This window comes from Brevundimonas sp. TWP1-3 (assembly GCF_049896085.1).
Classification (GTDB): Bacteria; Pseudomonadota; Alphaproteobacteria; order Caulobacterales; family Caulobacteraceae; genus Brevundimonas.
This window is the reverse complement of record NZ_JAFCTP010000004.1, coordinates 15709-37313: the sequence shown is the minus strand read 5'-3', so window position 1 is coordinate 37313 and position 21605 is coordinate 15709. Positions and strand designations below refer to the sequence as shown.

The 21605-nt window shown below is 65.2% G+C and carries 16 protein-coding genes; 10 read left to right on the top strand and 6 right to left on the bottom strand.

Annotation, left to right across the window (positions count from 1 at the left end; translation table 11 throughout):
- Positions 1-38 precede the first annotated feature (38 nt).
- A complete protein-coding gene (gene rpoB, locus ACP693_RS17485; RefSeq protein ID WP_346495969.1) occupies positions 39-4154 on the bottom strand; it encodes a DNA-directed RNA polymerase subunit beta in 4116 nt (1371 codons plus the stop codon).
- Between the two features lie 340 nt (positions 4155-4494).
- On the opposite strand from rpoB, the gene ACP693_RS17480 reads away from it, so the two are divergent.
- The 4 genes from ACP693_RS17480 (at position 4495) to ACP693_RS17465 (ending at position 8843) form a co-directional block, all read left to right on the top strand.
- Positions 4495-5049, top strand: a complete 555-nt coding sequence (locus ACP693_RS17480; RefSeq protein ID WP_426016397.1) for an FKBP-type peptidyl-prolyl cis-trans isomerase — start codon at positions 4495-4497, stop codon at positions 5047-5049.
- Positions 5050-5105: 56 nt separating this feature from the next.
- Complete coding sequence (locus ACP693_RS17475; RefSeq protein ID WP_426016395.1) at positions 5106-6107, top strand: alpha/beta fold hydrolase; 1002 nt, start codon at positions 5106-5108, stop codon at positions 6105-6107.
- Positions 6108-6219: 112 nt separating this feature from the next.
- A complete protein-coding gene (gene ettA, locus ACP693_RS17470; protein ID WP_135195668.1) occupies positions 6220-7887 on the top strand; it encodes an energy-dependent translational throttle protein EttA in 1668 nt (555 codons plus the stop codon).
- Positions 7888-7916: 29 nt separating this feature from the next.
- Positions 7917-8843, top strand: coding sequence for a 2-hydroxyacid dehydrogenase (locus ACP693_RS17465; protein ID WP_426016393.1), 927 nt, complete (start codon positions 7917-7919; stop codon positions 8841-8843).
- A 14-nt stretch (positions 8844-8857) separates the two neighbouring features.
- Here ACP693_RS17465 and ACP693_RS17460 read toward each other — a convergent pair whose 3' ends face one another.
- On the bottom strand, positions 8858-9244 hold the full coding sequence (locus ACP693_RS17460; protein WP_426016392.1) for an EF-hand domain-containing protein: 387 nt from the start codon (positions 9242-9244) through the stop codon (positions 8858-8860).
- 119 nt (positions 9245-9363) lie between these two features.
- Between ACP693_RS17460 and ACP693_RS17455 the strand changes: the two genes are divergently transcribed.
- From ACP693_RS17455 to metH, 4 genes are all read left to right on the top strand, one after another.
- Entirely contained in the window at positions 9364-10323 is a 960-nt protein-coding gene (locus ACP693_RS17455; RefSeq protein ID WP_426016390.1) for an ArsR/SmtB family transcription factor, read from the top strand.
- Positions 10323-11258: a methylenetetrahydrofolate reductase [NAD(P)H] gene (gene metF, locus ACP693_RS17450; RefSeq protein WP_426016389.1), complete on the top strand. Its 936-nt coding sequence runs from the start codon at positions 10323-10325 to the stop codon at positions 11256-11258. The genes ACP693_RS17455 and metF overlap by 1 nt, the downstream gene beginning before the upstream one ends.
- 160 nt (positions 11259-11418) lie before the next feature.
- Positions 11419-12501 (top strand): homocysteine S-methyltransferase family protein, encoded by a 1083-nt coding sequence (locus tag ACP693_RS17445; RefSeq protein WP_426016388.1) that lies wholly within the window; start codon positions 11419-11421, stop codon positions 12499-12501.
- A gap of 151 nt (positions 12502-12652) precedes the next feature.
- Positions 12653-15319 (top strand): methionine synthase, encoded by a 2667-nt coding sequence (gene metH / locus ACP693_RS17440; protein WP_426016387.1) that lies wholly within the window; start codon positions 12653-12655, stop codon positions 15317-15319.
- A gap of 48 nt (positions 15320-15367) precedes the next feature.
- On the opposite strand, the gene ACP693_RS17435 is transcribed toward metH, so the two are convergent.
- Both ACP693_RS17435 and ACP693_RS17430 read right to left on the bottom strand, forming a co-directional pair.
- Entirely contained in the window at positions 15368-15922 is a 555-nt protein-coding gene (locus ACP693_RS17435; RefSeq protein WP_426016386.1) for a hypothetical protein, read from the bottom strand.
- A 139-nt stretch (positions 15923-16061) separates the two neighbouring features.
- Positions 16062-19019, bottom strand: a complete 2958-nt coding sequence (locus ACP693_RS17430; protein WP_426016385.1) for a TonB-dependent receptor domain-containing protein — start codon at positions 19017-19019, stop codon at positions 16062-16064.
- Positions 19020-19314: 295 nt separating this feature from the next.
- Between ACP693_RS17430 and ACP693_RS17425 the strand changes: the two genes are divergently transcribed.
- Complete coding sequence (locus tag ACP693_RS17425; RefSeq protein WP_426016384.1) at positions 19315-19812, top strand: hypothetical protein; 498 nt, start codon at positions 19315-19317, stop codon at positions 19810-19812.
- Between the two features lie 6 nt (positions 19813-19818).
- Here ACP693_RS17425 and ACP693_RS17420 read toward each other — a convergent pair whose 3' ends face one another.
- On the bottom strand, positions 19819-19965 hold the full coding sequence (locus ACP693_RS17420) for a hypothetical protein (RefSeq protein ID WP_426016382.1): 147 nt from the start codon (positions 19963-19965) through the stop codon (positions 19819-19821).
- A 66-nt stretch (positions 19966-20031) separates the two neighbouring features.
- Between ACP693_RS17420 and ACP693_RS17415 the strand changes: the two genes are divergently transcribed.
- Entirely contained in the window at positions 20032-20934 is a 903-nt protein-coding gene (locus ACP693_RS17415; RefSeq protein ID WP_426016380.1) for an MBL fold metallo-hydrolase, read from the top strand.
- Here the strand turns inward: ACP693_RS17415 and ACP693_RS17410 are convergent.
- The gene (locus ACP693_RS17410; protein WP_426016378.1) at positions 20931-21599 is read right to left on the bottom strand and encodes a DUF1499 domain-containing protein; all 669 of its coding nucleotides are present in this window, start codon (positions 21597-21599) and stop codon (positions 20931-20933) included. The genes ACP693_RS17415 and ACP693_RS17410 overlap by 4 nt on opposite strands.
- Between the last annotated feature and the right edge of the window lie 6 nt (positions 21600-21605).

Here is a 21605-nt window from a genome sequence, read left to right as displayed (position 1 = left end):
TCCCCCTCCCCCAACGGGGGAGGATTTCTCCCCGTCGCCTACGAGTTCCCCAGCTCCACGTTCAGACCCAGCGAACGCATTTCCTTGATGAGCACGTTGAAGCTCTCGGGAATGCCGGCCTCGAAGCTGTCGTCGCCGCGGACGATGGCCTCGTAGACCTTGGTCCGGCCGGCCACGTCGTCGGACTTCACCGTCAGCATCTCCTGCAGGGTGTAGGCGGCGCCGTAGGCTTCCAGAGCCCAGACCTCCATCTCCCCGAAGCGCTGACCGCCGAACTGCGCCTTGCCGCCCAGCGGTTGCTGGGTGACGAGCGAGTACGGGCCGATGGAGCGGGCGTGGATCTTGTCGTCGACCAGGTGGTGCAGCTTCAGCATGTAGATGTAGCCGACCGTGACCGGACGCTTGAACTGCTCGCCCGTTTGACCGTCGTACAGGATCGACTGGGCCGACTTGTTCAGACCAGCTTCTTCCAGCAGGCGTTCGATGTCGCCGATGTGCGCACCGTCGAAGACCGGAGTCGCGAAGGGCACGCCCTTGGACAGGTTCTTCGCCAGCTCGATCAGTTCTTCCTCATCCTGCGGCAGCGGGGTTTCCGGGCCGTAGATATGCGTCAGACGATCGATCAGGGCCTGCTTCTGACCACCACCCTGCCAGGCTTCCAGCAGACCGGAGATCTGCTTGCCCAGGCCGGCTGCGGCCCAACCCAGGTGGGTTTCGAAGATCTGGCCGATGTTCATGCGCGAGGGCACGCCCAGCGGGTTCAGAACGACGTCCACGTGCGTGCCGTCTTCCAGGTGCGGCATATCCTCGATCGGCAGGATCTTGGAGATGACGCCCTTGTTTCCGTGACGGCCGGCCATCTTGTCGCCGGGCTGAAGCTTGCGCTTCACGGCCACGAAGACCTTGACCATCTTCATCACGCCGGGGGGCAGTTCGTCGCCGCGTTGCAGCTTCTCGACCTTGTCTTCGAAACGACGGTCCAGTTGCTTGCGAGCGTCTTCGAACTGGCGCTTCATCGCCTCCAGCTCGCCCATGGCCTTTTCGTCGTCCAGGGCGATCTGCCACCACAGACCACGGCTGACCTCGGCCAGCTTCTCGTCGGTCAGCTCGCCACGGCCGATGCCCTTGGGCCCGGACACGGCGTTCTTGCCCACGATCAGCGGCTTCAGGCGGCCATAGACGTTGCGCTCAAGGATCTTGAGCTCGTCGTCGCGGTCCTTGCCCAGGCGTTCGATCTCGGCGCGTTCGATCGCCATGGCGCGCTCGTCCTTGTCGACGCCGTGACGGTTGAAGACGCGAACGTCCACGATCGTGCCGGCGACGCCGGGCGGCAGGCGCAGGGAGGTGTCGCGCACGTCAGAAGCCTTCTCGCCGAAGATGGCGCGCAGCAGCTTCTCTTCCGGGGTCATCGGGCTTTCGCCCTTCGGCGTCACCTTGCCGACCAGGATGTCGCCCGGCTGGACTTCGGCGCCGATGGCCACGATGCCCGCTTCGTCGAGGTTGCGCAGGGCTTCCTCGCCGACGTTGGGGATGTCGCGGGTGATTTCTTCCGGGCCCAACTTCGTATCACGCGCCATCACTTCGAACTCTTCGAGGTGGATGGAGGTGAAGACGTCGTCGCGCACGATGCGCTCCGAGATCAGGATGGAGTCTTCGAAGTTGTAGCCGTTCCAGGGCATGAAGGCGACGAGGGCGTTGCGGCCCAGGGCCAGTTCGCCCAGGTCCGTCGACGGGCCGTCGGCGATGACGTCGCCGGCCTTCACCTGGTCGCCCACGCGCACGATCGGGCGCTGGTTGATGCAGGTCGATTGGTTGGAACGCTGGAACTTCGACAGGCGGTAGATGTCTACGCCCGAGCGGGCGGCGTCCACGTCGCCGGTGGCGCGCACGACGATCCGGGTGCCGTCGATCTGTTCGACGACGCCTTCACGACGGGCGACCACGACGGCGCCGGAGTCCACGGCCACGACCGCTTCCATGCCGGTGCCGACCAGCGGCGCGTCCGACTGCACCAGAGGCACGGCCTGACGTTGCATGTTCGCGCCCATCAGTGCGCGGTTGGCGTCATCGTTTTCCAGGAAAGGGATCAGGGCGGCGGCGACCGAAACGACCTGCTTCGGCGACACGTCCATCATGTCCACGGCGTCGCGGTTCAGCAGCTGGGATTCGCCGTTGATCCGGCCGGGGACCAGGTCCTCGACGATGCTGCCGTTCTTCAGTTCGATGTTGGCCTGGGCGATCGTGTATTTCGACTCTTCCATGGCCGAGATGTAGACCACCTCGTTCTGGGCCACGCCGTCCTTCACGCGACGGTACGGGCTCTCGATGAAGCCGTATTTGTTGACGCGCGCGTGGGTGGCCAGCGAGTTGATCAGGCCGATGTTCGGGCCTTCCGGCGTTTCGATCGGGCAGATGCGGCCGTAGTGGGTCGGGTGCACGTCGCGGACTTCGAAGCCTGCGCGCTCACGCGTCAGACCGCCCGGGCCAAGCGCCGAAAGGCGACGCTTGTGGGTGATTTCCGACAGCGGGTTCGTCTGGTCCATGAACTGCGACAGCTGCGACGAACCGAAGAACTCGCGAACCGCAGCGGCGGCCGGCTTGGCGTTGATCAGGTCGTGCGGCATCACCGTGTCGATATCGACCGAGGACATGCGCTCCTTGATGGCGCGCTCCATCCGCAGCAGGCCGACGCGGTACTGGTTTTCCAGCAGCTCGCCGACCGAACGGACCCGGCGGTTGCCCAGGTTGTCGATGTCGTCGATCTCGCCGCGGCCGTCCTTCAGGCCGACCAGGATCTGCAGCACCTTCAGCACGTCGTCCTTGCGCAGGACGCGGATCTCGTCGGAAACCTCGGGGGTCTCCAGGCGCATGTTCATCTTGACCCGGCCGACGGCCGACAGGTCGTAGCGTTCGCTGTCGAAGAACAGCGAGTTGAACATGTTCTCGGCGGCTTCCGGGGTGGGCGGCTCGCCCGGACGCATCACGCGATAGACGTCGAACAGGGCGTCCTCGCGGTTGTCGTTCTTGTCCACCCGCAGGGTGTTGCGCATGTAGGCGCCGACCGTGACGTGGTCGATGTCCAGCACCTCGATGGTGGTGAAGCCGTTTTGCTCCAGCACTTCGATGGTGGGGGCGTCCAGCTCGTCGCCGGCCTCGGCGAAGATCTCGCCGGTCTCGAAGTTGACGGCGTCATTGGCCAGATATTTGGTGACCAGGGCGTCAGCGGCCAGCGACAGCGACGTCGTGGTGTCACCCAGCTTCTTGGCGGCGCGCGCGCTGATCTTCTGGCCGGCCTGGGCGATCACTTCGCCGGTGTCGGCGTCGACCAGGTCGAACTCCGGCTTCACACCGCGCCAGCGCTCGGCCTTGTACGGCGTGACCCAACCCTCGCCGCGCTTCTCGTAAGGCACGGTCTCGTAGAAGGTCTTCAGGATTTCTTCGCCGTCCATGCCCAGACCCATCAGGAAGGTCGTGGCCGGCAGCTTGCGGCGGCGGTCGATGCGGACATAGACCACGTCCTTGGCGTCGAACTCGAAGTCGAGCCACGAACCGCGGTACGGGATCACGCGGGCGGCGAACAGCAGCTTGCCCGAGCTGTGCGTCTTGCCCTTGTCGTGGTCGAAGAAGACGCCCGGCGAACGGTGCATCTGCGAGACGATCACGCGCTCGGTGCCGTTGACGATGAAGGTGCCCTTGTCCGTCATGAGCGGGATGTCGCCCATGTAGACGTCCTGCTCCTTGATGTCCTTGACCGAACGGGCTCCCGTTTCCTCGTCGGTTTCAAACACGATCAGGCGCAGCTTGACCTTCAGCGGCGCGGCATAGGTCATGTCGCGCTGGATGCACTCCTCGACGTCGTACTTCGGCTCTTCGAACTCGTACGAGACGTATTCCAGGATGGCGCGTTCGTTGAAGTCCTTGATCGGGAACACCGACTTGAAGACCGCCTCGATGCCCTGCTCCTTGCGGACGCCCGGACGGACCTCACGCTGCAGGAACTGTTCGTAGGAGGCGCGCTGGACTTCGATCAGGTTGGGCATCGCCACCGCTTCGGGGATACGCCCGAAGGATTTGCGGATGCGCTTCTTGCCGGTGAACGAGGTGGCGGAAGCGATCTGACCGTTGATGGCGAGATCGTGGGCGACGTCAGTCATTCAGTGTTTCCCATGGCGCACGATCCGGGAAAACCGTGCGTGAAATGCAGCAGCCACGGCGCGCGTTTCCGCGTCCGCAGCCAGGGTTTCGGCATCCACCCTCGGCCCGCTGCCGAGCCAGGACGCCTGAAATGTACCGGCTCCCTGGGAAGGAGCCGCGCCTTCGCTCGGTCGGAGGGCGACGGACCGGGCCTCGGCGCTTGCGCGCAGACTCATATGGAGTGTTGCGGAGCGCGCACATATACGCGCATTCGCGACGAAATAAAGGCCCCGAGGAACCTTTTCATTCCCGCAGCCCAATACCGTTGCCGCCGACATCGACGTCATCTAGCGTCGCCATATGACACGCACCGCCCTGCCCCTGCTCGCCCTTCTCGCCCTGTCCGCCTGCGCCACGCGCGGCGAACCCGTCACCTACGCCGAGACCGCCTCCGCCGCCGCCCATGCCGCGGCCGCCGTAGCCGGCCAGGGCGGGCAGACCCCACAGGAAGCCTGGGACGCCGGCAACACCGCCTATCTGGCCTGGAACGGCGCGCGTCACGGCTGGACCACCACCGAAAGCGGCCTGCAATACCGCCGCGTCGGCAAGGCCCACCCCGAGGGCGTCCAGCCCTCCGGCTCCGACACGGTCAAGGTCCACTATCGCGGGACCTTCATCGACGGGCGCGAGTTCGACAGTTCCTATTCCCGCAACGAGCCAGCCGAGTTTCCCCTGAACCGCGTCATCAAGGGCTGGACCGAGGGCGTCGCCCTGATGCGCGTCGGCGAGATCTACGAGTTCGTCATCCCCGCCTCGCTGGGCTACGGCTCGCGCTGGGTCGGAGGCGACGAGCTTCCGCCCAACTCGACCCTGCGCTTCTCGGTCGAACTGCTTGAGGTCAAGCCGGCCGGCTGACCGGACAACGGGTCGCGGGGCGGAACGCCGCTCAAGCCTTTACCGTTGGCCTCGTCATGATCCGCACCCTCCTCCCCGCCTTCCTCGCCCTCCTCCTTGCGGCCACAACCGCGTCGGCCCAGGACCATCCGACCTACGGCCCCCGACTAGAGGGCTACGACTACCCCTTCCCGGTCCAAACCTATGCCTTCACCTCCCAGCGTCAGCCGCTGGAGATGACCTATATGGACGTGGCCCCGACCGGCCCGGCCAACGGCCGCACGGCGGTCTTGCTGCATGGAAAGAACTTCTGCGCCGCCACCTGGGCCCCGACCATCCGCGTCCTGGCCGAGGCCGGTTTCCGCGTCATCGCCGTCGACCAGATCGGCTTCTGCAAAGCCTCCAAGCCCGCCGCCTATCAGTTCAGCCTCCCGCAACTGGCGACCAATACCAAGGGCCTGCTCGACAGCCTGAACATCGACCGCGCCGTGGTGATCGGCCATTCGATGGGCGGCATGCTGGCCAGCCGGTTCGCCATCCAGCATCCCGACGCCGTCGAGCATCTGGTTCTGGTCAATCCCATCGGTCTTGAGGACTGGCAGGCCGAAGGCGTCCCCTACGCCCCGCTGGACGCCGCCTACGCCAACGAGCGCCGCACCAGCTTCGACAGCATCAAGGCCTATCAGCAGAAGGTCTATTACGACGGCCAGTGGCGACCCGAATACGACGAACCCGTCGCCATGCTGGCGGGCATGTACGCCGGACCGGGCGGCGACGCCGTCGCCTGGAACCAGGCCCAGACCTCGGACATGATCTTCACCCAGCCGATCGCGCACGAGTTCGCCCGCATCGCCGCCCCGACCACCTTGATCATCGGCGGTACGGACCGCACCGCCCCCGGCACCAACCGCGCCTCGCCCGAGATTCAGGCCCGTCTCGGCCAATATCCCGCCCTTGGCCGCCGCACCGCCGAGGCCATTCCAGACGCGACCCTGGTCGACTTCCCCAACCTGGGCCACGCGCCCCAGACCCAGGACCCCGACCGCTTCCACGCAGCCCTGCTGAAGGCGCTCAATTAGCGCGGCATCGTTTGGTGCGTTCGGCTTTCGCCTTATTTGCTCTCGGGCGTCAGGATCGCTACATCCGGGCCAACTCCCCAATCAGACGAACCCGAAGGGCGCACCGCACCTCATGGCGCAGCAATATATTTTCCAGATGCAGGGTCTGACCAAGACCTTCCCCGGCGGCCGCAAGATCTTCGAGAACATCTGGCTCAGCTTCTATAACGACGCCAAGATCGGCGTCGTGGGCGTCAACGGCTCGGGTAAATCCACCCTGCTGAAGATTATGGCCGGCCTGGACACCGAGTTCACGGGCGAGGCCCGAGCCGCCGACGGCATCAAGCGCGGCTACCTCGAACAAGAGCCCAAGCTGGATGACAGCCTGAACGTCCGCGAGAACGTCGAGGCCTGGTGTGAAGAGAAGCAGTGGGTCAACCGCTTCAACGCCATCGCCACCGAAATGGCCGAGAACTACACCGACGAACTGATGGAGGAGATGACCGCCCTCCAGGAGAAGATCGACGCCGGCGATGTCTGGGACATCGACAGCCGCATCGAAATGGCCATGGGCGCCCTGCGCTGCCCGCCCGACGATTGGGAAACGGCCAACCTGTCCGGCGGTGAGAAGCGCCGCGTGGCCCTGGCCCGCCTGCTGCTGTCCAAGCCCGACATGCTGCTGCTCGACGAACCGACCAACCACCTGGACGCCGAATCCGTCGCCTGGCTGCAGCATCACCTGGAAAACTTCCCCGGCTGCGTCATCCTGGTGACCCACGACCGCTACTTCCTGGACCTGGTGACCAAGTGGACGCTGGAGCTGGACCGCGGCAAGGGCCACCCACACGAGGGCAACTACTCCTCGTGGCTGGAAGCCAAGACCAAGCGCGTCATTCAGGAAAACTCGGAATCCGAAGCCCGCCAGCGCGCCCTCAGCCGCGAACTGGACTGGGTCCGCTCGGGCGCCAAGGCCCGTCAGGCCAAGTCCAAGGCCCGTCTGGCCGCCTACGAGCGGATGGTCGACGAGCAGGAATCGATGCGCGGCGCCCAGACTCACGCCCACATTCAGATCCCGCCTGGCCCGCGCCTGGGCAATGTCGTGCTGGAAGTCGAGGGCCTTAAGAAGTCCTATGGCGACAAGACCCTGTTCGACAACCTCACCTTCAAGCTGCCGCCCAACGGCATCGTCGGCGTCATCGGCCCCAACGGCGCCGGCAAGTCGACCATGTTCAAGCTGATCACCGGTCAGGAAACCCCTGACGGCGGCACGGTCAAGGTCGGCGAAACGGTCAAGCTGGCCTATGTCGACCAGTCGCGCGACGACCTGAAGCCGGACGAAACCATCTGGCAGGCCATCTCGGGCGGCACCGAAGTGATGATGGTCGGCAAGCGCGAGATCAACACCCGCGCCTATGTCGGCAGCTTCAACTTCAAGGGCGGCGACCAGCAGAAGAAGGTCGGCCAACTGTCCGGTGGTGAGCGCAACCGCGTCCACCTGGCCAAGACCCTGGCCTCGGGCGGCAACCTGATCCTGCTCGATGAACCGACCAACGACCTGGACATCGAAACTCTGCAGAACCTCGAAGAGGCTCTTGAAGGTTTCGCGGGCTGCGCCGTGGTCATCTCCCACGACCGCTGGTTCCTTGACCGTCTGGCCACCCACATCCTCGCCTTCGAAGGCGACGGTCACGTGGAATGGTTCGAGGGCAACTTCGAAGCCTACGAACAGGACAAGATGCGCCGCCTGGGCGCCGACAGCATCATCCCCAAACGCATCCAGCACCAGAAGTTCGGGCGCTGATCGCCTGATCGAACAAGAGGAGCCGCTGCATGACCCAACGCCCAGCCGTTCTCATCATGCAGCGGCATCTCGCCCCGCTCTCGGGCTTTCTTGAGAGCGCATACGACGTCTATCGCTTCTGGGAAGGCCCGCCGATCGAGGCCGCCCACGACATCCGCGTCATGATCGTCGCTGGCGAGGCTGCGCTGGACAAGGCGCTGATCGAACGCCTGCCCAACCTCGATCTGCTGGCCTGTTTCACCTCAGGCTATGACGGCATCGACATCGACTGGTGCCGGGCCCGGGGCCTTCCCGTCACCCACGCCCCCGGCGTCAATCACGAGGACGTCGCCGACCACGCCTTGGGCCTGATCCTGGCCGCACGCCGCCAGATCGCCTCGGGCGACCGTCAGGTCCGCGCCGGCGATTGGACCGCCGAGACGCGCACGATCACCGCTTCCCTCGGCGGCCAGAAGCTTGGCATCGTCGGCCTCGGCCATATCGGCAAGGCCGTCGCCGACCGCGCCGAGGCCTTCCGCATGGCGGTCAGCTGGTGGGGGCCCCGCCCGCACGACGCCGAATGGCCGCGCGCCGACAGCCTGTTTGCGCTCGCCAAGGCCAGCGACATCCTGGTCGTCGCCTGCAAGGCCGACGAGACCAATCGCGGCCTGATCTCGCGCGAAATCCTCGACGCGCTCGGCCCCGAAGGTCTGCTGGTCAATGTCTCGCGCGGTCAGGTCGTGGACGAAGACGCCCTGATCGCCGCCCTGAAATCAGGAAGCCTGGGCCAGGCCGCGCTGGATGTCTTCATCAAGGAGCCGACCGACCCGAACCGCTGGGCCGACGTGCCCAACATCGTCCTGACGCCCCACACCGCTGGGGCGACGACTGCCGGGGTGCAGGGCATGCTGATGCTGCTGATGCAGAACCTTCAGGCGCATTTCGCGGGCGAACCGCTGAAGACGCCCGTGGCCTGACTTCAGCGCGGACGCTACGGGCGTTCGTCCGCTGTCACGACGCCGTCGCCGTTCTTGTCCAGCGTCTTGAACTGGGCGTCGACGCCGATGTTGAACTCGTCTCGCGTCACCCGACCGTCCGCGTCCGCATCCATCCGCGCCAGCATCCGTCCGCCGCGCGCATTGGCCAGTTCGTTTGCATCGACCAGATCGTCATCATTGGCGTCCAGCCGGTCGAACATCTGGGTCATCCGCGCCTGCATCTGCGCCAGGTTTTCGCGTTCCGGCGGCCGCATCCCGCCCATCTGGGCACCCATCGGCGGACCGGACATCTGCGGCATCGGCGGTTTGGGAAAGTCGCTCTGGGCCAGCGCCGGACCGGCGGCGGCGAGAGCGAAGGCGGTGATCAACAGGCGACGCATGGGACTGCTCCAAAAGGGCTGTGAACCCTTGAACGCACGCACGAACTATTCCCGTCGCGGCCTAGCCAAGGAACCGATTTCGCTTGCCAAATCATATAAGGATATCTTTATATGAGTATATGAGCTTGTCCGCCGATCAGACTGTCGAAGCCCTGCGCGCAGCCGGAGAACCCACCCGCCTGCGCATCCTGTCGCTGCTTGCCGGCGAGGAGCTTTCGGTCATGGAGATGTCGCGCATCCTGGACCAGAGCCAGCCGCGCGTGTCGCGCCATCTGAAGCTGATGACCGACGCCGGCCTGATCGAACGCTTCCCGGACGGCGCCCGCGTCTATTACCGCCTGTCGCACGACGCCCAGGCGCGCCGCCTGATCGACACCGTGCTGGACATCCTGGCCGAGGATGCCGGCGAGGCCGATCACCGCCGCCTCGACGAGGTTCGCAGGGATCGCGAGGAAGCCGCCGTCACCTATTTCGAACAGATCGCGCCCCAGTGGGATCGCCTGCGCTCGCTCTATGTCAGCGAGACCGCCGTCGAAGCCGCCCTGGAAAAGGCCGTCGGCCCCGGACCGTTCGAACGTGTCGTCGATCTGGGCACCGGCTCGGGCCGGATGCTGACCCTATTCGGCAAGAAGGCCAAGATGTCGGTCGGGCTGGACCTGAGCCAGAACATGCTGAACATCGCCCGCACCAATGTCACCAAGGCTGGGCTGGACAAGGTCGAGCTGCGTCACGGCGACATCTTCGCCACCCGCCTGCCCGCCGCCAGCGCCGATCTGGTGATCGTGCACCAGGTTCTGCACTACCTGTCCGACCCGTCCGCCGCCGTCGCCGAGGCCGCTCGCCTGGTCAGCCCGAACGGCCGACTGGTCATCATCGACTTCGCCCCCCACGACTTCGAACACATGCGCGAGGCGCATCAGCATCGCCGCCTGGGTTTCGCCGACAGCGAGATCAACGGCTGGCTGCTGGACGGCGGCCTGACGCCGTCCGCCCCCATCGCCCTGCCCCACGACGCCGAGGGCCTGACCGTGACCATCTGGACGGCGGAACGCCGCGTCCAGGACAGAAAGACCGCCTGATGGCTTCCTTAGCTGACGCCCGCGCCCTGCTGCTGTCGCCCCTGGGCCCTGTCGCTCGCGCCGGGTCCAACCGCGACGACGTGCGCGTCTCGTTCGAATTCTTCCCGCCCAAGACGGACGAGGCCGAGGCCAATCTGTGGAAGGCGATCCGCCGGCTGGAGCCGCTGAACCCCGCCTTCGTCTCGGTGACCTATGGCGCTGGCGGCTCCACCCGCGAGCGCACCCATCGCACGGTCCAGCGCATCATCACCGAAACATCCTTGCGTCCCGCCGCCCACCTGACCTGCGTCGAGGCCAGCCGCGACGAGGTCGATGAGGTCATCGCGGGCTACAAGACCATCGGCGTCGATCACATCGTCGCCCTGCGCGGCGATCCGCCGGGCGGCTCCGGCATCGGCGGCGTCTATCAACCCCGCGCCGACGGCTACGCCAACGCCACCGAACTGACCCAGGCCATAAGCCGCGCCGGCGGGTTCGACGTCACGGTCGGCGCCTACCCCGAACGCCACCCCGAAAGCCCCTCCATCGACCACGACATCGAGGTGCTGAAGGCCAAGGTCGATGCAGGCGCAACGCGTGCGGTCAGCCAGTTCTTCTTCGACATTGACGCTTTCCTGCGCTTCCGCGACCGGGTGCGGGCGGCGGGCGTGACCATTCCCCTGATCCCTGGCGTCATGCCGGTGTCCAACTTCGCCGGTCTGACCCGGATGTCCGGCGCCTGCGGGACCAGCATTCCCGACTGGCTGAAGGCCCATTTCGACGGTCTGGACGACGACCCCGAGACCCGCAAGCTGCTGGCCGCCTCGGTCGCCGCCGAGACCTGCGCCCGTCTGCAGGAGGAGGGCTTTTCCGACTTCCACTTCTACACCCTGAACCGCGCCGATCTGGTCTATGCGATCTGCCGCGTGCTGGGCGTGCGTGAGGCCTCGCAATGACGCCGACGACCAGATCCTCCCCCGCCTCTTCGCGGGGGAGGGGGACCACGAAGTGGTGGAGGGGGCGATCCCAGACATCGGCGTGTGAAGTCGCCCCCTCCACCACCCTTCGGGCGGTCCCCCTCCCCCGCTTCGCTTCGCTCGCTGTGGAGGATCAAGTATGAACCGCGCCCAACGCATCGCCGCCCTGCATCAGGCGGCCAAGGAACGCATCCTGGTCCTGGACGGAAGCTGGGGCGTGATGATCCAGCGTCGCGGCCTGTCCGAAGCCGACTTCCGCGCCGACCGTTTCGTCGTCGCCAACGGCTATGACGAGAAGCACCAGATGAAGGGGAACAACGACATCCTCTGCATCACCCGCCCGGACATCATCTCGGACCTGCACGACCAGTATTATGGCGCCGGCGCCGACATCTCGGAGACCAACACCTTCTCCGGCACAACTATCGCCCAGGAGGACTACGCCCTCGACGCCCAGGCGGTGTGGGACATCAATCTGGAAGGCGCCAAACTGGCCCGCGCCGCCGCCGACCGCTGGACGGAGAAGGAGCCGCACAAGCCGCGCTTCGCCGCCGGCTCCATCGGCCCGCTGAACAAGATGCTGTCGATGTCGTCCGACGTGAACGACCCCGGCGCGCGGCTGGTCACCTTCGATCAGGTCTATGAGGCCTATCGCCATCAGGTGAAGGCGTTGAACGAGGGCGGCGTCGATCTGTATCTGATCGAAACCATCACCGACACGCTGAACTGCAAGGCCGCGATCAAGGCCATCAAGGACCTGGAAGACGAGGGCATGGACACCCTGCCCATCTGGATCAGCGGCACCATCACCGACCGTTCGGGCCGCACCCTGTCGGGCCAGACGGCCGAGGCCTTCTGGAACAGCGTGCGCCACGCCAAGCCCTTCGCCGTCGGTTTCAACTGCGCCCTCGGCGCCGACCTGATGCGGCCCTTCATCGCCGAACTGAGCCGCGTCGCCGACACCCTGGTCGCCGCCTATCCCAACGCCGGCCTGCCCAACGCCATGGGCCAGTACGACGAGGAACCGCACGAGACCGCCCACTTCATCGAGGAATGGGCGGCGTCCGGTTTGGTCAACATCGTCGGCGGCTGCTGCGGCACGACGCCGGACCACATCCGCCACGTGGCCGAAGAAGTCTCGCCGCTGAAGCCGCGCGCGATCCCGGAACGGCCGGTGGCCTTGCGGCTATCGGGGCTGGAACCGTTCGAGATGGTGGCGTGACACGCTCCCCTCCCCGCTCATCCCCGCGAAAGCGGGGACCTAGTCCTTTGGGCGATAGCCATCACCATGATGTCTTCGCTCGCGATCCCATGCACCGTGCCTCCCAAAAGCACTGGGTCCCCGCTTTCGCGGGGATGAGCGGAAGTCTGTAATGCGCCCCACCTTCATCAACGTCGGCGAACGGACCAACGTCACCGGCTCGGCCAAATTCCGCAAGCTGGTGGTCGAGGGCGACTATTCGGCCGCCCTGGACGTCGCCCGGCAACAGGTCGAGGCCGGCGCCCAGATCATCGACATCAACATGGACGAAGGCCTGCTGGATGGCGTCGTCGCCATGCGGACCTTCCTCAACCTGATCGCGGCCGAACCCGACATCGCCCGCGTGCCGGTGATGATCGACAGCTCCAAATGGGAGGTGATCGAGGCAGGCCTGAAGTGCGTCCAGGGCAAGCCCATCGTCAATTCGATCAGCATGAAGGAGGGCGAGCAGGCCTTCCGCGACCATGCGATCAAATGCCTGCGCTATGGCGCCGCTGTCGTGGTCATGGCCTTCGATGAGGTGGGCCAGGCCGACACCGCCGCCCGCAAGATCGAGATCTGCACCCGCGCCTATAATATCCTGGTCAACGAGGTCGGTTTCCCGCCCGAGGACATCATCTTCGATCCTAATATCTTCGCCGTGGCGACGGGGATCGAGGAGCACGACAACTACGCCGTCGACTTCATCGAGGCGGTGAAGGTCATCAAGGCCACCCTGCCCTACGCCCGCATCAGCGGCGGGGTGTCGAACGTCTCGTTCAGTTTCCGCGGCAACGAGCCGGTGCGCCGGGCCATCCACAGCGTCTTCCTGTACCACGCCATCCAGGCGGGCATGGACATGGGCATCGTCAACGCCGGCGACCTGCCGGTCTATGACGACATCGACCCGACCCTGCGCGAGGCGGTCGAGGACGTAATCCTGAACCGGCCGCAGCGGACCAATGTCTCCAACACCGAGCGGCTTGTCGACATCGCGCCCAACTACAAGGGCGACAAGGGCGTCGCCCGCGTCGTCGATCTGAAATGGCGCGATCAGCCGGTCGCCGCCCGCATCGCCCACGCCCTGGTCAACGGCATCACCGAATATATCGACGCCGACACGGAAGAAGCCCGCCTGTCGTTCGAACGCCCCCTGCACGTCATCGAAGGTCCGCTGATGGACGGGATGAACGTGGTCGGCGACCTGTTCGGCTCGGGCAAGATGTTCCTGCCCCAGGTGGTGAAATCCGCCCGCGTGATGAAACAGGCCGTGGCCTGGCTGGAGCCCTTCATGGAGGCCGAAAAGGCCGGCAAGCCGCGCGAGCAGGCCGGCCGAATCCTGATGGCCACGGTCAAGGGCGATGTCCACGACATCGGCAAGAACATCGTCGGCGTCGTGCTTCAGTGCAATAATTACGAGGTCATCGACCTGGGCGTCATGGTCCCGGCCGACCGGATCCTGGACGCCGCCGTCGAGCACAAGGTGGACATCATCGGCCTATCCGGCCTGATCACCCCGTCGCTGGACGAAATGGTCTTCGTCGGCGCCGAGATGGAACGGCGCGGCTTCGACATCCCCCTGCTGATCGGCGGCGCCACCACCAGCCGCACCCATACGGCGGTCAAGATCGAGCCGGCCTATCGCCGGGGCTCGACCACCTATGTCGTCGACGCCAGCCGCGCCGTTGGCGTGGTCTCGGGCCTGCTGTCCAAGACCGACCGGGCCAAGAACGAGGCCGCCACCCGCGACGAATATATCCGCATCCGCGCGCAATACGCCCGCGGCCAGGAGGTCAAGGCTCGCGCCACCCTGGTCCAGGCACGCGAGAACCGCTTCCGCATCGATCCGTCCCAGCCCCTGCCCGGCAAGCCGTCCTTTATCGGCGTGAAATCGTTCTACGCCTGGGACCTGCAGGATCTGGCCGACCACATCGACTGGACCCCCTTCTTCGCCAGTTGGGAGCTGATCGGTCGCTATCCGCTGATCCTGGACGACGAGATCGTCGGCGAGGCCGCGCGCGACCTGTTCGAGGACGCCAAGGTCATGCTGAAGCGGATCATCGACGAGAAATGGTTCACGGCGAAAGGCGTCGTCGGCTTCTGGCCCGCCCGCGCCGTCGGCGACGACGTCATCGTCTTCGCCGACGAGAGCCGAAACGAAGAGATCGCCCGGTTCCACACCCTGCGCCAGCAGATCAAAAAGTCGAACGGCAAGCCGAACCTGGCCCTGTCCGACTTCATCGCCGAGGACGGCGAGGACTATATCGGCGCCTTCGCCGTCACGGCAGGCCATGGTGAACTTGAAGTCGCCAAACGGTTCAAGGACGCGGGGGACGACTATTCGTCCATCCTGGCGACGTCGCTCGCCGACCGCCTGGCCGAGGCCTTCGCCGAGCGGCTGCACAAGGAAGTCCGGACCCAACTGTGGGGTTACGCCGCCGACGAGGCGACCGGGATCGACGACCTGATCACCGAACAGTATCAGGGCATCCGCCCCGCCCCCGGCTATCCGGCCCAGCCCGATCACACGGAAAAGGCGACGCTGTTCCGCCTGTTACAGGCCGAGGACAACGCCGGCATGGCCCTGACCGAAAGCTATGCGATGACGCCCCCGGCCTCGGTCTCGGGCCTCTATTTCGGCCATCCGGGCAGCCACTATTTCGGCGTCGGCAAGATCGATCTGGATCAGGTCGAGGACTACGCCCGTCGCAAGGGCTGGAACGTGGCGACGGCCGAACGCTGGCTGGCGCCCATCCTCAACTACGATCCCTATGCCGCCAAACGCGAAACGGCGGCCTGAGCCGAAGCTCAAGCCGCCGTGTTTGTCAGATAGGTCGCGCGATCCCGTCTAGTTGATGCCGACGCTTTCCAGCGTGGCGGGCGGCGTCGTGACATTGTTGCGGATACGCCGTGCGGCATGTTCGCAACGGCCGGGCAGACCGAAGAACAGGCCGAAAGATTGGCTGCGCGCTTCGGCGTCGGGGTTGCTCATCAGCGTCGCCCACTGGGCCTTGACGCCGGCGACGGCCTGTTCTGCCTCGGCCTTGGACGCTGCTGACTGACGCGGCGTCGCGACGACCAGAGCGCTGCGGAAATCCTGAGCTTCCAAGCGGCCCAGACGCACCAGTTCCACATCCTCGGGCGCCTTGGTCGGCAGCGTGTCGCCTAGATCGGCATGCCCCGTCACCAGCGCATCGCACCAGGCCACCAGCGGATAGTCGGCGCTGGGCGCGCCCCGCGGCAGCGGCCGTGCATAGGCGATGGCCTCGCGGGTCTTCAGCGCGTCGGCGGTCTCGCCCGAACGATTGCCCGTGACGATCGGGCCGTCCTGGGTTTGGGCGACGACAGAGCCTGCGGCCAGCAGCGACAGGGCCGAGATACCGGGAACGAGGAGTTTGAGCATGGTCTTCCTTCAGGAGCGCCGCGAACGGGCGACGATCATCAACGCTCGCCCACGCCGATGGTTTTTCTACGGCGGCGCTTAAACGAAAAAGGCGGCGGAGCGTTGCTCCGCCGCCTCAGTCTCGTGTCGTTGACCGGCCTTAGAACTTGGCGGTCAGACCGACATAGTAGCGGCGACCCAGCACGTCATAGGTCGACGGGTCGGTGTTGGCCTGAACGCCCGGGACGAAGACGTTGGGTTGTTCGTCGGTCAGGTTGTTGACGCCGGCGCGCAGGGCGACCGTGTCGTTGACGGCCCACGAACCGTTCAGGTCGAAGTAGTCGATCGAAGGCAGAACTTCGGTGGTGTTGATCACCGTGACTTCGCCGACCCGGCGCCAGCGCGCGCCGACCGAGAACGGACCGCTGGCCCAAGTCACCGAACTCAGAGCTTTCCATTCGGGGAAGGTTTCTCCGAACGAGCTGTCGATGGTGCCGGTACGGTCGGTGAAGACGCCGCCTTCGACGACGTTGTCTTCATAGTTCTCAAGCCAGCTGATGACCGTGTTGAACTTCAGACGGCCCCAATCACCACCACCGATGTCGGCGATGTTGAATGCCCAGTCAGCCTGCAAGTCGATGCCCGACGTCTTGATCATGCCGAGGTTGGCCTGGTTTTCGATGGCTCCGACGATGTTGCCCGACAGCGGATCGCGACGGAACAGCTGGCAATAGCTGTTGGAAGCGTCGAACGTCGGGTTTTCGCCCGTCACGTTGAAGCAACCCGCCAGCGAGTCTGGGGCGCCAATGGAGCCGATCGCGTCGGTGATCTCGATATTGTAGTAGTCGATCGAGGCCGAGAAGCCCGACAGCCACGGCGAAGCGAACTGCGACTGATACACCAGACCGGCAGACCAGCTGTCCGAGGTTTCTTCGAACAGGTCCGGGTTACCGCCTGTGCGGCTTTCGACCTGGTTGTTCGAATAAGTATACTGGTCGATTGCCTGAGACGAAACGCCTTGAGCCAAGCAGAGAGCCCGCACTGCGGCTGCGTTGGAGCCTCGACGGAAGCTGCTGCGGATATCGCAAGGATCGCCGCCAGTACCGGTTGCAGAAGGCGCACCGATGTTCGGGAAGTCGGTGCTGGCGGTAGCGAACAGCTCACCGATCGAAGGCGCACGAACCGAGCGGCTGTAACCACCGCGAGCGCGCAGACCGCCGGCGACGGTCCAGTCCAGTTCCGCACGGTAGGCTTGGGTGCCGCCGGCCGTGCTGTAGTCGGCGTAGCGATAGCCGAGGTTCAGATCCAGTTGCTCGATGAAGGGCAGGTCCGCAAGCAGCGGCACCAAGGCTTCGATGAACAGTTCCTTCGAGTTCGTGCCGCCGCTCAACGAAGGCGTCGGGTTGAAGCCGGCGATTTCCGAACCGCCGACATTACCGCCATCCGGCAAGCCATTGGCGCCAAGGTGAGGCGTCACAGCGTTCTGTTGTGCGAGCGAGGAATCGGCGCCGAATGCGAAATCATCCTGGCGATACTGAGCACCAAGAGCGACGCGAACTTCACCGGCCGGCAGATCAAACGCCTTGCCTTGCAGCGAGGCTTCGATGACGCGCTGTTCCGTGACAGTGGAGTTGCGAGCCGAGCGACCGATGTAGCTGTTGCACTCGGCCGACAGGGTCGTCACGCCGAACGGATCAAAGCCGCCTGCGCAAAGGCTGGCGCCGCCGTCCGCCGCGTCCAGCAGGCGCTGAACCGAAGAGCGCGACACGTTGCCCGTCTGCGTGGTCGTGTTCGAAACACGACCATACGAACCGTACACGTCATAGGTCCAGCTGCTTTGCGGAACCTGACCACGGACGCCCGTCGTGATTTGGTAGATGTTGTACTCTTCCGTCGAGTGACGGCCGCCCAGCGAGGTGAAACGCTTGTTGAGCAGGAACGAACCGTTCGGGTTGGCGCGGGTGTTCAGCAGGCCCCGCAGATCAGCAGTGATGAACGGGTTGGTCGCGGGAACGCGGAAGCCAGTGCCGCTGGCGGCAGGGCTGGCGGCCAGTTCGGTGTCGGCGATGTACTGTGTGAACAGTGCATTCACATAGACTTCGGCGTTTTCGTTGATCTTGTAACGACCGCCGCCGTAAACGTTGTAGCGCTCAAGCGGTAACTGCAAGTAGTTCAGCGGACCGGTGTTGAACGTATAGTCAGCGCCCGGAGCCGTGTATTCGTTTCCAGCACCAGCCGGATTCTTGACGTTCAGCTTGCCTGTATACGAGAATAGCGAGTTGTCGTCATTGAAGCCGAAGGCGCCAGTGTTAGACAGGGTCGCATTACCGAAATAGGCGCGAACTGCAGCGAGGCTGGGCAGGTTGTTGCCGTCGAAGATCGTCGAACCCAGCGGCGAGGTGCCCGAGGGACCCGAGATAGCGGAGAACTCACGAGCGGCGTTGAAGATGACATCACGGGTGGAGCGCCCCAGCGACAGCACCATGTTGCCACGGTCATCGTCGAAGTTGCCGCCGACGGTGACCGAGTAGCTTTCGGTCTTGCCGTCGCTGCGGTCGGTTTCGCCGTATTGGGCGTCGACCTGAACACCCGAGAAATTTTCATCGAGGATGAAGTTGGCGACGCCGGCCAAGGCATCCGAACCATAGGCGGCCGAGGCGCCGCCCGAAATGACTTCGATGTTCTTGATCAGGGCGGTCGGGATCAGGTTGACGTCGACCGAACCGTCCGAGTTCGACGGAACGACGCGGCGGCCGTTCATCAGGACCAGCGTACGGTTCGAACCCAGGTTACGCAGGTTGATGTTGGCTTGGCCGCCGTTCGACGGGTTATTCGAAGTCGAGGAGATCGACGGCGTGAACTGTGGCAGGTCGTTGATGAGCGTGTCGATGGTGACGGAGCCCGTCGCCTGGAAATCCTGGGCGGTGACCGTGACGATCGGGCTGGTCGAACGATAGTCCTGACGCGCAATGCGCGAGCCGGTGACGACGATCTCGCCGACGTCGGTCGCTTGGTCGTCAGTCGACTGTGCGAACGAGGGCGTAGCGGCCATCGCCAGAGCGGCGCCGCCGATGATCGTGGTCGCCAAAAGGCCGCGACGATATCTGTTGGTGTTCAAGGCTTGTTCTCCCGGGAAGAGCTAAGTCGTTAAGAAACGAACCGCCCAATCAATAGCCATTTGCCGACCATGCGATCGGTTGACCGGGAGAGCATACCAACGCCGATCCTAAGTCCAGCGAGAAGGCGGCGCTTGAACACATTGGAGACACGCCTGTCGCAAAGACGACACACAGCGGTCGCCCCAGAGACATCGGGCGCGCCTTGATTTCTAATGATATACTTGGACGAGACGCTAATTTCACGAGAACATAATGACCCACATTAGCCGGACAACCGGATCAAAACTCGCAATCATGTCAGCAATTGCGGCGAGTTTGGTCGCCGGACATGCGGACGCGCGACAAAATAACGCGACCACCGGAAACGACCTGATCGGACCGGTCACGCGTTGCCGCCAGATCGAGGCCGATGTCGCGCGATTGGCGTGCTTCGACGCCGCCGCAACCCGATTGGCGGCCGCTGGAGAAGTCGCCGTCGTCAGTCGGCAGGACGTCGAGCAGAATCAGCGCCGGTTGTTCGGCTTCAACGTCTCGGCGCTGAACCCGTTTGAGAATTCGGGTCGGGCGGACAACCTGGAATCCATCTCCGCCACTATGACCTCGGCCAGGAATCTCGGCAGGGGCGAATGGTCGATCATGCTGGATGACGGATCGACGTGGCGAAAGACTGATGGGGTGGAGGTGCTTTTCTCGGCCAAACGGCAGTATCCGGTGACCGTGCGTCGGGCGGCTCTGGGAAGCTATATGATGAAGGTGGCGAACGATCCGCCCTTCCGTGTCCGCCGCGAATAGTCGCGTTCAGCGCTCGATCACTGCCCGCGCCGCATAGGGCGCGGGTTCGGGGCTGCAGGAGGCGGCGATCAGTTGCACCGCGGCGAGACAGAGGAAGACGGTCGCGACGAGCGGGAGCCGATTTGATACAGCGAAGGCGATCGAACGGGCCATGGCGGGCGCTCCAAGCATGATTACCGAGGCGTTAACGCAAGCTCTGCGCCACACGGAGCCGTCGAGATGATCCCCTTCGTCCGGGCGTTCGACTTCGCCTATGGGCGGCGCAATCAGGTCTCGCCGTTGATCCAGCGCGTGATCGCCGACAATCCGGGGCCGTTCACCTCCACCGGGACGGGGACCTATATCGTCGGGCGGCCTGGCGCGGGGGCCGAGGTCGCGGTGATCGATCCGGGGCCGCTGGATCAGGCGCATCTGGCGGCGTTGATGGCGGCGGTCGAGGGACGGCGGGTCAGCCATGTGCTTGTGACGCATACGCATCGGGATCATGCGCCGCTGGCGAGGCCGTTCGCTGAGGCGACTGGGGCGCGGGTTCTGGCGGCCCGGCCTCCGGTGCGAGAGACGCATGCGTCGGGCGCCCTGGACGAGGATCACGATGCCGAGTTTGCGCCCGATGTCGTGCTGACGGGAGGCGAAGCGATCGAAGGCGACTGCTGGACGATCGAGGCGATGCTCACGCCGGGTCATGCGTCAAATCACATGGCCTTCGTCCTGCGCGAGGAGAACGCCCTGTTCTGCGGCGATCATGTGATGGGCTGGTCGACGACGGTCGTGGCGCCGCCCGATGGGAATATGCGCCAGTATCTGACCAGTCTGGACGCGGTCATCGCGCGGGAGTTCGACGTGCTGTGGCCGACGCACGGGGCGCCGGTGACTGAGGTGCGGCCGTTTCTGGAGGCGTATCGCGCCCATCGGCTGGAGCGGGAGGCGCAGATCGTTCGGAGGCTGGCGGCGGGGGATCGGACGGTCGCCGAGATGGTGCCGGTTCTGTACGCCGCCGTCGATCAGCGGCTATGGCCGGCGGCGTCGCTGTCGGTGCTGGCCCATCTGATCAAGCTGGTCGAGGACGGGACGGCCCTCAGCGACGTCGAGCCGGGCCTGACGGCGCGCTTTCGTCTGGCCTAGCGTTCGGCCTCCAGATTCCGGGCGATCTTGGCGGCGAGGCGGCAGGTGGCGCCGCCGTCGGGGCGGGCGTCGCGGGCGGCGACGCGGATGTCGGTGCGGCCGGGTCGGATGCGCACGACGGCGTCGGTGACGAAGCCGAACCAGGCGCCTTCATGCACGGCCTCGACCTGGAAGGTGGTGGCGCGGGTGATCACGAAACCGGCGTCCACCAGGGCCGAGGTCGCCTGCTGGGCCAGAACCTGGGTCGGGACGGCGCTCAGGTCGGGACAGGTCTGGGGCGTCGATCCGCGATGCTGGGCGGCGCGCGAGAAGGCCGGCGGCTCCTCGACATGGGTGGTCACGTCGCGCGGGTTCGGCGCGGCGTACTGGCCCTGACGCAAGACGAAACCGGCCACCGTCGCGCCGGCCAGGATCAGGGCGGCCAGGGCGTAGAGCCCCCTGCCCTTCAGATCGCGCAGCGCCAGAACCGCCGCCGCCAGGGCGCCCGCCAGACCGATCCAGGCCAGGATGCGCGCCACGGTCCAGGTCAGCAGATCGTAGCTGACCGACAGATCGACGCCGCCGAATCGCGTCGCCGCGATCGCCGCCACGATCAGCACCACCGGCGCCGCCGCGAGCGCCGTCAGCCACGGCAGGACGGCGGGGACAGGCTTTCTGGTCGGCATTCAGGC